Consider the following 12,713-nt stretch of genomic DNA (forward strand, 5'->3'; position numbering starts at 1 on the left):
GTACAATCGGCACCGCCTGTTGTACACTTCTTCTGTATTATTCGTATTTCAATTTGCCGGTTATGTTCAGAAATCCAGCTCAAAGGAACATACCTATGACCCCGGTTTTGGAATTACGGAACATCACCAAGACGTTCCCAGGCGTAATCGCAAACGATAAGATCAATTTGACTCTCCACGAAGGAGAAATCATGGCGCTATTGGGGGAAAATGGCGCCGGTAAAACCACGTTGATGAACATCCTTTACGGCCTGTATACTCCCGACGAGGGTGAAATCTATATACGTGGAAAGAGGGTGGAGATCACTGGTCCGGAAGATGCAATTAAATTCAGGATCGGAATGGTGCACCAACACTTCATGTTGGTGCCTGTCTTTACTGTGACCGAGAACGTCATGTTGGGCATCGAGTCGACGCGCTATGGGGTCTTTCTTGATCGCGAACAAGCTGCCGAGCGAATTCGTGACATCTCGTCGCAATACGGCCTGCAGATAGATCCCGACTCCTTGGTAGAAGATCTGTCGGTGGGCGTTCAACAACGTGTCGAAATTATCAAAGTCCTTTATCGAGAAGCAGACATTCTCATTCTCGACGAACCAACCGCGGTTCTTACACCGCAGGAGGTCGATGAACTTTTCAAGGTCATTCGCTCACTCGTCGATCGGGGTAAGTCGGTCATCTTTATCACGCATAAGTTGAAGGAGGTCATGGCGATCGCCGACCGGATTACGGTACTGCGGAATGGCCACGTTGTCGGCGAGGCAACCCCCGACACTGCTTCGGAAGCATCGTTGGCGAAAATGATGGTCGGGCGAGAGGTCATCATGGCGGCGGATCGCAAACCGCAAGCGGCGGGGGATGTGGTGCTTGATGTCCAGAATCTTATCGTGAGAGACGATCGCGATCTGGTGGCCGTTGATGGTGTATCTTTTCAATTGCGCCAGGGTGAGATCCTCGGCGTTGCCGGAGTGCAGGGGAACGGTCAAACTGAATTGGTGGAATCCCTGACCGGATTGCGAAGCGTTGAAGGTGGAAAGATAACGATCCTGGGGCAGGATACCACGAACAGCACGCCTCGCAAGATACGGGAAGTTGGAACAGCGCACGTTCCGGAGGACCGCCAACAAGATGGCCTGGTGCTCTCCTTTCCGGTCGCGGATAACCTTGTTTTGAATACGTATTACGAGCCGCCTTTCGCAAAGGGTATAAATTTACAGCAGGATGCGATTGAGGAGGCGGCGGAATCTAGGGTAGAGTTGTTCGATATTCGCACACCCAGTATTTTTGTGCCGGTCGCTAATCTTTCCGGAGGAAACCAACAGAAGGTAATCGTCGCGCGCGAATTTTCGCGGCCCGTATCCGTGCTCATTGCCTCGCAGCCCACGCGTGGTTTAGACGTGGGCTCGATCGAATACATTCATAGCCGGATTCTTGAGAAGAGGGATGAAGGTTGTGGGGTCTTGCTGGTGTCTCCCGAATTGGATGAGATCATGAATCTATCGGATCGTATTGCGGTGATGTTTGAGGGGAAAGTTGTCGCCATCCTTGATGCCGCGGATGCGACCAAGGAGAAATTGGGCCTGCTGATGGCCGGCTTACGCGAGGAAGCAGCGGTGGAAGCCGGAAATCCTCAGAAAGGTTAGGGGTTCGAAAAAGGAAATAAGGAGTGTGTTCCTTGAGTGAAGAACAGAAAAGCTCCCAAACGGAAGATGTGAAGGTCGACGAACAATTAGAAGATGTATCCGGCAAAGGTTTATTTGTTTCCTTGCGAGTCCCTTTTCTTTCTGTCTTTACCGGGCTGCTGATCGGCGCAATCATCATCGCTGTCTCGAATGCGGAAGTCGTTGCCGCCTGGAAGAATCTCTTCCAAGATCCAATCGGTGCTTTATCGTTGACCTGGATAACCATCCGGAATGCATATGTTGCTCTGTTCGAGGGTTCGTTCGGTAATCCCAAGACGATTGTGCAGGCAATCGGTGTATGGCGGGATACCGGTGAAACCCGAGCTGTCCTCGATGCGCTTCGGCCGATCAGTGAAAGCCTGGTCATCTCAACCCCCTACATATTCGCCGGGTTGGCGGTGGCGCTTGGATTTCGCGGGGGATTGTTCAATATCGGCGCGGAGGGCCAACTTTTTGTCGGTGGTCTGGCTTCGGCTTTCATTGGTTACGCAATTAAGGGATTACCGGCGTACATCCATCTGCCTCTTGCCTTGCTGGCCGGTATTTCGGCGGGAGCAATCTGGGGCGCGATACCTGGTTATCTCAAGGCGCGCACGGGAGCGCATGAAGTCATCAACACGATCATGATGAACTACATCGCATTTCGCTTGACGGATTTCCTGTTATCCGGCCCAATGGCAAGGCCGGACGGTCTGCCGATCACCCCCGAAATCGCGCCGAGTGCATACATCCCTGCTCTACTGCCCAAACCGGTTCGAATCCATTACGGTTTTTTCATCGCCCTGGGAGCGGCTTTCCTGGTTTATTGGTTTCTATGGAAGACGACGAGCGGGCTGGAGATTCGGATGGTGGGCGCGAATCCGCGGGCCGCAAAATATGCCGGGGTGAAAATTTCGAAGAACATCGTCCTGGCGATGGGGCTGAGCGGCGCACTGGCGGGCCTGGCTGGCGCCAATCAAGTGTTGGGCGTCGATCACCGCATGGTACGTGCTTTCTCCACGGGATACGGTTTCGATGCCATCGCACTGGCCTTGCTGGGCAACAGCCATCCCGTTGGTGTGGTCCTGGCTTCGTTACTTTTCGGCTTTCTTCGAGGAGGTGCCGCACGGATGCAATCCATGGCCGGGGTTCCGGTGGAGATCATTCGCATCATCCAGGGCATGGTGATCATCTTCGTGGCTGCCCCGGCGATCATCCGCGGCCTTTATCGTCTGAAGGAATTCCGGTCTGAGGAAGCCGTTTTATCCAGGGGCTGGGGTTCATAGGAGGAGCGATGCGGGCTGCAGCTAATCTCGATAAATATCATCTCAATCGCCGAAAGATCATCGTCAGTGCGCTGATCCTGCTCGTGGGCATTGTGGATTTACTTTTCTTCATGCGCGGGACACAGGGGATGCAGTCTACGTTCGTACTGACGAGTCAACGTGCGGGCGTGGAGATCAGTGCTCCAGACCTTGTACTTCCGACGGGAACGACGCTGCTGGTATTGGGCATCGTCGTGATCGCTGTGGCGATTTGGAATCTTCTGCGAAGAGATGAGCGTGACACGCTCGCCATCGCAATGGTGAGCGCACTGGTCATCGTTGCTTTCCTGATTTGGGCCACGCGCGGCAAATCCCTGAATCTCACGGGAATGCTGGTCAGCAGCCTGGTGAGAGCGACGCCGATCGCGCTGGCGGCTCTGAGCGGTTTGTACAGTGAGCGGTCGGGCGTCGTAAATATCGGCATCGAGGGAATGATGCTCATCGGGTCATTTACCTCCGTCGTCATGGCAAGCGTAAGCGGCAATTTGTTCCTCGGTGTCATAGCGGGTATCTTGGCGGGAATGCTGTTTGGCTGGCTGCACGGCGTGCTGTCCATCAAGTATCGGGTGGACCAGATTGTGAGCGGGACGGGCATTATCATCCTTGCGTTGGGAATGACGAGCTACCTGCAGCGGTCCGTGCTCAATCTATACCCTGAATTAAACCAACCCGGCTCGGTTATCGCTGCATTTCCCATTCCCGGCCTGTATAAAATCCCCGTGATCGGACCGCTGCTCTTCAATCAAAGCCCGATTATATATACGCTGTTTATACTTCTGATCGTCACGAGGATTCTCATGTATCAAACACGCTGGGGTTTACGCACACGTTCCGTCGGTGAGCACCCCAAAGCGGCTGACACGCTGGGAATCAACGTCTTTCGGACACGGTACGTGAGCGTGCTCATAAGCGGCGCGATCGCCGGTTTGGCCGGCGCATACATGAGCATCGGCGCAGCTGGACGGTTCAATGAGGGCATGTCGGCGGGCAAAGGGTTTCTGGGCCTGGCGGCGATGATCTTCGGCAATTGGAATCCCGGGGGTGCATTCCTGGGGGCATTGATCTTCGGCTTTTTCGACTCCTGGCAGGAAAAATTGTCCATCCTTCAAGTCGGCATCCCGGTCGATCTATTGGGTATGGCGCCTTATATCGCAACGATGGTTGTGCTGGCGGGGTTAATCGGACGCTCCCGGATGCCGGCTGCTGATGGGCAGCCGTATAGGAAGGAATAGCGTGCCGCAACCTGGAGGGCGGTAACCCCAAATTCTGTGCCGATTCGGCTGCTGCTCGAAAAATGCGTGCATCGACGCGAGATAATGCCAGTCGACCGCCGATGCATTCTTGCTAATCGATTTTTATAGTGTAATATTTTCATATGCCGCTCGGGTGAAGAATTTATCAATCCCTCAATTACATTAAAGAATAGTATTCTGGGCTTGAGTGGAACACCTTGGGGAAGTGTTTTCGTGTAGATTACTTACTTTCCGCTGTTTTGGGAGGAGTAATAGATTATGCATAAGCAAGTGCTTCTAGCGGGGATGATGCTTTGCTTCTTGAGTGCATGCGGGAAGTCTGAGGCGGCAATCGCCACTTCGATCGCGGCGACGCAAAAGGCAGAGGAATTCGAGGCGCTTGCCATGACGGCAACGAAACTTGCCGGACCATCGGACACACCCACAAATACATTCACGCCTACAATTACACCGACCGCAACACAGACACCCACTCCATCCGATACCCCTCTCCCATCCTCGACAAGCACACCGCCGGAAGGCAGCGCCTACGTTCCGGATTTGGTCGGTTTGACATACGATGAAGCGACCGCAAAATTAACCGAACTCGGCCTGCCCTGGTACTACGTCGCTGTTGTCAGCAGCGACACGCCGATGTGGGAAGTCATGGACCAATCCCCTCGCGCTGGCGCATTGTTGGATCTTGAGGAAATGCAAGTAAAACTGGTGATTAGTTTCAGTGCAGACTCTCCACCTCGGCCCCAACCTCGCTCGGGTTATTTCATTAGCGACTCTTGTCGGGGTGTCACAAAAGAGGGCGTTTGTTACGGTGGTTCTGTATTCTGGTGTGAGAATACCAACTTGCTTATGCAAGACTGTTCGTTTTGTGATGGGTATTGTGGAACGAATGATGGGATCAAAGTATGCTTTTGTCCGTAAGGTTGTGGGGTTCAAAGGGAAACATCTAATTCGTGAGGATTTATCAAGGAGGAGAACATAATGAAGTCAATGCAGTGGATTACCGTCATCGTGCTTTTCGGAACCGTCATAGTTGGCTGTGGGCCGTCCGAATCGGATATTGCGACCAGCGAGGCGGAAACGCAGGCCGTTATCGATGCCTTGGCGACCGAGGTCGCGGGTACGGAGCAAAGTGTCCAGGCTACGGAAGATTCCGCACAAAAGACGACAACCGCAGAATTCAATCAAAACGCTACGAAAACCGCCAATGTCGCTTTGGCGGCAACCAACCAGGTGGGAACTGCGCAGGCTAAAGTGGCCGCCCAAACACAAGCCGCCTCGTCGATGTTCGACGAGATCGTGGAACTCGCGGCCTACGATTACATCAGTACCGATGAAGGCATGTTCTTTACGCTGGAAGATTTTTCCGAATCGTGGGCTCAAATCAATTGGTACCAGTGGAGGCCAACGTATCTCTTTCCGACCGATTTCGTTGTTCGTGCCGACGCCAGTTGGGATTCGGCCAGTGACAACGCCAACTGGTTCAGTTCCGGATGCGGGTTCGTTTTTCGGGAGACGGATGTCGACAACCATTACCTGGTCTTTCTTGGCCTGGATGGAAATGTAAACTTTGCCAGAAGCTACCGCGGGGATTGGAAACGCCTGGGAAGCTCCTACTATGGGAGCGTCGATATCCCTGAAGGCAGCGCGAGCATCATGCTGGTTGTGGAAGGGGATTCGTTCACCTTCTTCGTAAATGGTGAAAGGGTTCGCACACAAGTCGACAGCGCGCTGAAAGAAGGGGATCTGGGATTAACCCTGCTGTCCGGAACGAATGCGGGATACGGAACGCGCTGCACCATGGAAAACGTCGAACTCTGGATCATAGATTGAACAATCCCGGGTGATATCAAAGCCACGTTTGGGGATTTACTCCAAACGTGGCTTTTTTTATCGTTCGCGGCCCCATTTTTTCATTCGCGAGGATGCGGGCTGAACAATTCTCCCGTGGTTTTCTACTGCGCGCGTTGTGCGCGGCGGAGGATGCCGACCGGGATCGAGCGGATTTCTTCAATTCCGAGCAGCAGCGAGATCCCCACGAAGGTAATGACACCGATAAACGCGCCTCCGAGGAGCAGCATCATCCGTCCCGGTTCGAGCAAATTGTTGAACAGCAGAATGGTGCCCCCCATGACGATGGACGCCAACGCCGCCTTTCCGGTGTGCAGCAGGATGCGGCGGGCGTCGATACCCCGCCAACGGACATGCAGGATCGTCAGCCCGATCAGGGATTCGACTCCAACAGCGATGCCGTTGGCCAGTGCGAGGCCGCCATGTTCCAGGCCGCCATCGATGCGTGGACGCGACAGCCAGACGGCCAAACCGAGATTGAGCGCGGTGGTGAAAAAAGAGACGATAAGCGGCGTGAGTGTGTCTTGCTGGGCGGCGAAGGCGCGTACAACCACTTCGAGGGTCGACTGACTGATCAGCGCCAGTGCGTAGAATTGTAAGGCATAGTAGACCAGGTCCGTGCTTTGTGCGGTGAACTCGCCGCTCTCGAAGAGTATTCCGATCACAGGCTTTCCCAGTACGAGCAGGGCAACGGCGGCCGGAAGAGAAAGCGTGAGGATGGCGCGCAAGGCGCCGCTGAGGGCGCGGCGTTGTGCTTCGATGTTCTTCTGGGCTGCCAGAGCGGCCATCGTGGGGAATATGGCAATGCCGATCGCCGTGCCAATTAACGTCCATGGGGTGTTCATCAGTTGAAAGGCGTACTGTAAAGCAGACACACGCCCTTCACCCAGGCCGGAACCCAGATTGGCGTTGATCCAATCGATGCTGGCTCGCGCCATGAAGAGATCCACGACGCGAGGCGCCATCAGGATGGCAACCCGGTGCAAGGCCGGGTTCTGCCAGCCGAGCGCCAGGCGCCAACGGACTCGGCGGATTAACAGTGCGGGAAGTTGGATCATGAAGTGCAGCAGCGATCCGAGAATGGCTCCCCAGGCCAGTCCATAGATTCCCATTGACGGCGCGAGAGCCAACGCACCGAAGATGATTCCTCCGCTGTACATCGACGGCGCGATGGCCGGCAGGAGGAAATGTTGATGCGCGTGGAGCGTTCCGGTGAGGATGCTGCTGACGGCGAAAAGGTTTATCCCGGTTGAGTATCTCACGGTAGACCGGGATGTAGGCGAAAGCCAGTGCGCCTCCCGACAACAAGGTAAAGAGCAGCTCCGGTAATTTGTTGGCCGCTGTGTAGGCATCCAACGCCGCACTGGTTCCGAAGGTGATAGCGATGATGCGCTGGCGGATCAATCCGATAACGATCGACGCGGCAAGCCCGCCCATGACGATCAACGTCGAACGCACGATGTTTCCGTGCGGCGCGGCAGACTTCTGCGCTTGCGATTCGTTCCGCATCATTCGGGTTTCCCTTCGAAAGGGCTACGGCGCAGCGCCCAGGCGGTCGAGTTGGTAGAGCGCCGGTTCCCAATCCGGATGAGCCGAGAGCGCCGTGTGTAAGTCGTTGATGGCTCCTGAAGTGTCACCCAGCGCTTCCTTGGCGAGGGCACGCCAATAGAACGTAACGTCAGCCAGATTGAGCACATCGTAATAGCGGCCTGTGTAGTAGTAAGCCCAGTACGCCCCCGTCATGTACCACATGATGCGCCAGGGAAGATTGGTTTCCTCGGGATCTATTTCTGCGTAGACCTGAAAGGCGTTGTCGTAGGCCGCGGCAGCGTCGGCGTAGTCCTGTAAATGGACCAAATTTGCGCCGCGGTTGAACCAGGCGAAAAACTGCTCGCGCTTGTCGGCTGCGTAGATTTCTCCGGCGGCGATTTCGGCCGCATGCTCGACGTTGTAAGTTTCATCGGCGTCCGGGCCGAGAATCTCCATGACCGCATTTTCACCCGACGGGGGATAGATGACGATGTAGGTGTAATTGAAGTGCTGCCAATAGGTTTCCATGTCGTCGTAAGGAACGGGCAGGTCGGGCATGATGTAGGAGTCCTGCACGGTGAAGCGCTCGCGGGAGTCGTCGTAGCCGTTAATGACCTCGTAGTGCCCCATCCATCCAGAAAATCCGGAACCTTCAAAACCTTTCTCGATGATGACGGGAAAACCGGCGGCGATGAACCGCTTGAGCAGCTCCAGATCCCCACCGACGCGGACGATGGCGGTTAAACCGGTATGCTCGTTCACAAATGCCGCCATCTCGCTGGGCATCACGTTTTTATCCCGCTGGTTGGGTTTCAAGATCGCGGCGGTGTCGCGTTGGTCACCGTTCCAGCCCCAATAGGAAAGTGCCATGGAAAGATTGGCGGGGCCGCAATTGTTCCACTTTTGATATTCGTGCGTGATTCCTCCCAATTGCACGCTTTCCGGGATCGGCGTGGGTGAAGCCGTGGCGGTGGGCGTGATGGTGGCGGTTGGATGGTTCTCGATCGTCGCCGTAGGGGTAACCGGAAGGGCTGTCGGCGTATAGGCATCGAGAGTGGCCTGCACCATTGCGGCGACGGTGGGGTTGGGCGTAAAAATGGCATCTTCGGGAGGCGAGAGCGCATATTTGATATTTGCGCGCAACTCGGAAATTCGCCAACCGATGCGATCCTGTACGAAGGGCAGGTTGTAGACCCACACAGCAAGGAAAATACAGGAAATCGTCGAGAGGAGAACGACGACAAGCGTCGTGCGTCGATTCCGGAACATGTCGGGATTATACCCGAATCGAGTCAGGCCGCATTGTTGTTCCGGATTACCTGCTCGCGTTCCGGGCCGATGGAGATCAAGCGGATCGGCGTGTTGGCTAGTTCCTGCACTCGTCGGACGTAAGCCTGTGCTTCCTCGGGCAAGTCGTTCCAGTGTCGGGCTTGGGTGATGTCGGCGTCCCAACCCGGCGATGCCTCGTATTGCGGTGTGAACTCGGCCAGATGGGTCGGGTCGGCCGGCAGGTCGCTGTAGCTGGTTCCGTCGTATTGATATGCCGTGCAAATCTGGACGGGATCGAGGCCCGTGAGGATGTCGAGTTTGGTGAGCGCCAATTCCGTGAAGCTATTGATGCGCACTGCATAGCGTAAAAGGACGGCGTCGAGCCATCCGCAGCGCCGGGGGCGCCCGGTGGTGGTGCCGTACTCGTCCCACGGCTGATCGCCCGTGCCGCGCAAATGTTGGGCGATGTCCCCTTCACATTCCGTGGGGAAGGCCCCGCTGCCGACTCTGGTTTGAAAGCTTTTTGCTACGCCGATGATGCGGCGCAGGTGTTTCGGTCCGACGCCGAGTCCCATGAGCGCGCCGGCCGTCGTGGGGTAGGAACTTGTGACGAAGGGGTAAGTACCGTGATCGAGATCCAACAGCGTACCTTGCGCACCTTCGGCCAGTACGTTTTTACCCTGATCGAGGGCCTCCGCAATCAACGCACCGACATCAGTAAGGTACGGCCGCAGGCGCTTGGCGAAATCGCAGTAGCTGCGCGCAACCTCCGTAGGATTCGGCGCCTGCTGGTAGTGGAAAACTTTTTCCAACACGTTCGCGGCGGCCCGGGCTTGTCCCTCGACGAGATCGGCGAATTCTTCGGGGTTCTCCATGCTGCCGGCGCGGATGCCGCTGCGAGTCGCTTTGTCGGTGTAAGCCGGGCCGATGCCGCGTTGCGTCGTGCCGATTCCGCCCTTTCCACGCTGTGCTTCTCTGGCCTTGTCGAGCGCGATGTGCGACGGTGTAATGATGTGGGCGGCGCTCGAAATTTTCAGGCGCTTGGGCGATATGTCGACGCCGTGGGCATCCAGATAATCCATTTCTTCGAGCAGCCGAACCGGATTGACGACCATGCCGGAACCGAGCATGCATGTTGTGTGGGAGTGGACGATGCCGGAGGGCACGAGATGAAGTTTGTACAGCCGATCACCGACAGTGACGCTGTGACCGGCGTTGTCTCCACCGCTGAAGCGAGCGACGATGTCCGCCTCGGCGGCGAGAAGATCGGTAATGCGTCCTTTGCCCTCATCGCCCCATTGTGAACCCACCACAACATCGAGTGCCATGCAGCACCTCCTGCGGGAGTATAGCACGATGGAGACGGAGTTGGGAGGGAACGATGGAAACGATCCCTCACTCCCGTCTGTCCGTGCATGGGGGAGATTGGACGTAGTGCCGCACGGTCTCGACTTCCCCTACTCCATTGCGCTCGAAGGCGCTATAATCCACCTGTGGGTGTATTGCGATGTCCATTCGTTTGAGGCGTTCCATTTCGTTTGTCGCATTATCGCTGGCCGCCAGTGTTCTGGTGTTCGCCTTCGTTCCCTTCGAAGTCGGACACGGAGAACAAGGATTGCCCCAATCCGGTAACTTCGTGACGCCAACTCCGAGGGCGGACGGGCGAATTATCTACATCGTCCAGGAAGGGGATTCGCCCTGGACCATCGCAGCGCTAGCAGGGATCACCATCGAGGAGCTTTATTCTCGAAACGGCATTCAGCCCGGTGATTTTATTACTCCAGGAATGGAGTTGGAATTGGGTCTTGCAGGCCCCTCCGTATCTACCAGCGAGCCGCTCACGGATGTTACGCCGACGCTGGAACCTCCGACTGCCACGCCCATCGTCGGTTCGGGAGAGATATGCGTGGCTATGTTCCTGGATCAAAATGGTAACGGCAGCCGGGATGAGTCCGAGGGGATGTTGGCGGATGGCCGCGTCAGCGTCGCCGATGTGAACGGTGTCGTGGCCGGCGAATATACGACGGATCTCGATCCGGAGAACGCTGATGGATATTGTTTCACAGATCTCGAGAATGGAGATTACAACGTCAGCGCCGCGGTTCCTCCGGATCACAATCCGACAACGGTGATGAGCCTGCCGGTTCGATTGAATCCGGGTGAAATCAAGTACGTCCAATTCGGTGCACAGCCGAGTTCTGCTATCCAGGATCTTCTTGGTGATGCGGGTGGAGGGCGTTCGACGCTGCTCGGCTTCCTGGGACTTGTCCTGCTCCTGGCCGGAGGCGGTTTGGGATACTATGCGGCCCGGCTGCGACGCGGTACACCTCGCTCCCTGCGCTGAAGGCCAGAAACCCGAAAAAAACCGGCGTGCTGCGACGCCTTCTTCTTGCACCACAGCAGGATTCCTTCAAACCTCGTCTGTATTGCACGTCCGGATTCACTTACAGCTTCCTTACAATGAGACCATGAACGAAGAAAAGGTCCATATAATAGGTACGTAAGACCTGCGGGGTTGGATACCCCGCCGACGAGGCTCAGAACCGATCTGGGTTACTCGTCACCAGGAGGTGGCTACCGGGAACGCAAACCCCTCCGAGGCTGCTCGAAAGAGAAGCCGTAGAAAAGCGAGGCATCCTGCCGCCGCCTCGCTTTTCATTATTTAACCGACCGCGTGGAATTATTGAAGCCGTACGCTGCCGAGGATCGATGTTCCAATTGGTTTCAAAACGAGAACTCGTTACAATATAGCGGTGCCAACCTGATCGTAAAGCGAGTGACGATGGTCGTCAAGAACGATTCCAAATATTTTCCGCTTAATCAATTTCTGAGTCGCAGCTCAAAGAAGCGCGTACGACTGTCGTTTACCGAAATCGAGAAAATTCTGGATGCCCCGTTGCCGGAGTCGGCGAAGAGAGGGCGTTCATTTTGGAGTAACCGAGCTCGCGGAGGAGTTCAGGCCGCAGCATGGCTCGAAGCGGGTTTTCGTGTCGCGGATGTGGACCTGATTGGGCGGGTCGTCGTTTTTCGGCGCCCTATCTTGCGGTACAGCGTGCGAAGAGAGGGGAACGAGATTCGCTGGGATGCGGGTATGGTTCGCGCTTTCCGCGCGTACCTTGGCGTCAATCAGGCGGAGATGGCTGAAATGCTCGGCGTCCGCCAGCAAACGGTAAGTGAATGGGAAACTGCTGCATACACGCCCACGCGATCCCGGTCAAAATACTTGACGCTGGTGGCGGAGCAGCGCGGGTTTTATCTGGGAGGGGGTGAACAGGAAATCTCCGCGCAGTCAATTCTAGACATTGACAAGGATGACGAAACCGTGTAGAATGTCACTGCGTTGGATGCCGGTTCTGGCCCGGAAGTGTATCTACTAAGGTACGTGAAAAGAAACGTGCGGCAGGGGGTGGAAATGCACGCAGGTCATGGTAAATCTCAGGCGCTTTTCCTTTTCTCGAGGGGGCAATTGATATCGCACGAAATGATATGCTCGGGAGAGAAAACAACACAATTCGAGGGCGCTTGTCAATATTCCTCACAGGGGCGCATGCCAGGGTTAAAGAAATTGGAAGTCAATCCATCTGGGCAGGCCTCTCGGTTGGGACAAGTCAGTGATTTGGCCCCGATATGTGCGCTGGAGAAATTGGGAAGTCTCGGGAAATGGCAAGAGAACATCGGTGAGACTTACCCATCACAGTTTCTTCCCTTGCGGGTGTTCAAGTGCCGCCAGATGCTGATGTTAATCGTGCCCGGATTGCGCGACGATGATGCGTCTGCGTTACAGGTGGGCTGAGGACGATCCCGATCCGAGGCCGTCTTAGCGCGAT

Annotated in this window: 12 protein-coding genes; 9 read left to right on the forward strand and 3 right to left on the reverse strand. The window is 55.7% G+C overall.

Features of this window, described 5'->3' with window-relative positions; all coding sequences use genetic code 11:
- The first annotated feature begins 95 nt into the window (after window positions 1-95).
- The 5 genes from P8Z34_05155 to P8Z34_05175 all read left to right on the forward strand — a co-directional run bounded on the left by P8Z34_05155 (window position 96) and on the right by P8Z34_05175 (window position 6,069).
- Window positions 96-1,643, forward strand: coding sequence for an ABC transporter ATP-binding protein (locus tag P8Z34_05155; GenBank protein ID MEJ2550051.1), 1,548 nt, complete (start codon window positions 96-98; stop codon window positions 1,641-1,643).
- A 32-nt stretch (window positions 1,644-1,675) separates the two neighbouring features.
- Window positions 1,676-2,947: an ABC transporter permease gene (locus P8Z34_05160; protein ID MEJ2550052.1), complete on the forward strand. Its 1,272-nt coding sequence runs from the start codon at window positions 1,676-1,678 to the stop codon at window positions 2,945-2,947.
- Between the two features lie 8 nt (window positions 2,948-2,955).
- Window positions 2,956-4,218: an ABC transporter permease gene (locus P8Z34_05165; GenBank protein ID MEJ2550053.1), complete on the forward strand. Its 1,263-nt coding sequence runs from the start codon at window positions 2,956-2,958 to the stop codon at window positions 4,216-4,218.
- 279 nt (window positions 4,219-4,497) lie between these two features.
- Window positions 4,498-5,157 carry a PASTA domain-containing protein gene (locus tag P8Z34_05170; protein ID MEJ2550054.1) on the forward strand — a complete coding sequence of 220 codons (660 nt, stop codon included), beginning with the start codon at window positions 4,498-4,500 and terminating at the stop codon, window positions 5,155-5,157.
- Between the two features lie 60 nt (window positions 5,158-5,217).
- Complete coding sequence (locus P8Z34_05175) at window positions 5,218-6,069, forward strand: hypothetical protein (GenBank protein ID MEJ2550055.1); 852 nt, start codon at window positions 5,218-5,220, stop codon at window positions 6,067-6,069.
- Window positions 6,070-6,191: 122 nt separating this feature from the next.
- Here the strand turns inward: P8Z34_05175 and P8Z34_05180 are convergent, their stop codons facing one another.
- Window positions 6,192-7,349, reverse strand: coding sequence for a lipid II flippase MurJ (locus P8Z34_05180; GenBank protein MEJ2550056.1), 1,158 nt, complete (start codon window positions 7,347-7,349; stop codon window positions 6,192-6,194).
- A 122-nt stretch (window positions 7,350-7,471) separates the two neighbouring features.
- Between P8Z34_05180 and P8Z34_05185 the strand changes: the two genes are divergently transcribed.
- The gene (locus P8Z34_05185) at window positions 7,472-7,654 is read left to right on the forward strand and encodes a hypothetical protein (protein MEJ2550057.1); all 183 of its coding nucleotides are present in this window, start codon (window positions 7,472-7,474) and stop codon (window positions 7,652-7,654) included.
- Here P8Z34_05185 and P8Z34_05190 read toward each other — a convergent pair.
- Window positions 7,621-8,886: a C39 family peptidase gene (locus tag P8Z34_05190; protein ID MEJ2550058.1), complete on the reverse strand. Its 1,266-nt coding sequence runs from the start codon at window positions 8,884-8,886 to the stop codon at window positions 7,621-7,623. The two genes, P8Z34_05185 and P8Z34_05190, sit on opposite strands and share 34 nt — an antisense overlap.
- 23 nt (window positions 8,887-8,909) lie before the next feature.
- Window positions 8,910-10,214, reverse strand: coding sequence for an adenylosuccinate synthase (locus P8Z34_05195; GenBank protein ID MEJ2550059.1), 1,305 nt, complete (start codon window positions 10,212-10,214; stop codon window positions 8,910-8,912).
- Between the two features lie 179 nt (window positions 10,215-10,393).
- On the opposite strand from P8Z34_05195, the gene P8Z34_05200 reads away from it, so the two are divergent.
- The 3 genes from P8Z34_05200 to P8Z34_05210 all read left to right on the forward strand — a co-directional run bounded on the left by P8Z34_05200 (window position 10,394) and on the right by P8Z34_05210 (window position 12,679).
- The gene (locus P8Z34_05200) at window positions 10,394-11,230 is read left to right on the forward strand and encodes a LysM peptidoglycan-binding domain-containing protein (protein MEJ2550060.1); all 837 of its coding nucleotides are present in this window, start codon (window positions 10,394-10,396) and stop codon (window positions 11,228-11,230) included.
- Window positions 11,231-11,668: 438 nt separating this feature from the next.
- On the forward strand, window positions 11,669-12,214 hold the full coding sequence (locus tag P8Z34_05205) for a helix-turn-helix domain-containing protein (protein ID MEJ2550061.1): 546 nt from the start codon (window positions 11,669-11,671) through the stop codon (window positions 12,212-12,214).
- 219 nt (window positions 12,215-12,433) lie between these two features.
- Window positions 12,434-12,679 carry a hypothetical protein gene (locus P8Z34_05210; GenBank protein MEJ2550062.1) on the forward strand — a complete coding sequence of 82 codons (246 nt, stop codon included), beginning with the start codon at window positions 12,434-12,436 and terminating at the stop codon, window positions 12,677-12,679.
- Window positions 12,680-12,713 lie beyond the last annotated feature (34 nt).

The organism is Anaerolineales bacterium (genome assembly GCA_037382465.1).
In the GTDB taxonomy this organism is placed as follows: Bacteria; Chloroflexota; Anaerolineae; order Anaerolineales; family E44-bin32; genus WVZH01.

Excerpts from the sequence above, each read along its gene's own strand:
- P8Z34_05210 (MEJ2550062.1), top strand. The coding sequence starts at position 12,434 with ATGCCAGGGTTAAAGAAATTGGAAGTCAATCCATCTGGGCAGGCCTCT.
- P8Z34_05195 (MEJ2550059.1), bottom strand. The coding sequence starts at position 10,214 with ATGGCACTCGATGTTGTGGTGGGTTCACAATGGGGCGATGAGGGCAAA.
- P8Z34_05200 (MEJ2550060.1), top strand. The coding sequence starts at position 10,394 with ATGTCCATTCGTTTGAGGCGTTCCATTTCGTTTGTCGCATTATCGCTG.
- P8Z34_05155 (MEJ2550051.1), top strand. The coding sequence starts at position 96 with ATGACCCCGGTTTTGGAATTACGGAACATCACCAAGACGTTCCCAGGC.
- P8Z34_05175 (MEJ2550055.1), top strand. The coding sequence starts at position 5,218 with ATGAAGTCAATGCAGTGGATTACCGTCATCGTGCTTTTCGGAACCGTC.
- P8Z34_05185 (MEJ2550057.1), top strand. The coding sequence starts at position 7,472 with ATGATGCGCTGGCGGATCAATCCGATAACGATCGACGCGGCAAGCCCG.
- P8Z34_05205 (MEJ2550061.1), top strand. The coding sequence starts at position 11,669 with ATGGTCGTCAAGAACGATTCCAAATATTTTCCGCTTAATCAATTTCTG.
- P8Z34_05170 (MEJ2550054.1), top strand. The coding sequence starts at position 4,498 with ATGCATAAGCAAGTGCTTCTAGCGGGGATGATGCTTTGCTTCTTGAGT.
- P8Z34_05190 (MEJ2550058.1), bottom strand. The coding sequence starts at position 8,886 with ATGTTCCGGAATCGACGCACGACGCTTGTCGTCGTTCTCCTCTCGACG.
- P8Z34_05165 (MEJ2550053.1), top strand. The coding sequence starts at position 2,956 with ATGCGGGCTGCAGCTAATCTCGATAAATATCATCTCAATCGCCGAAAG.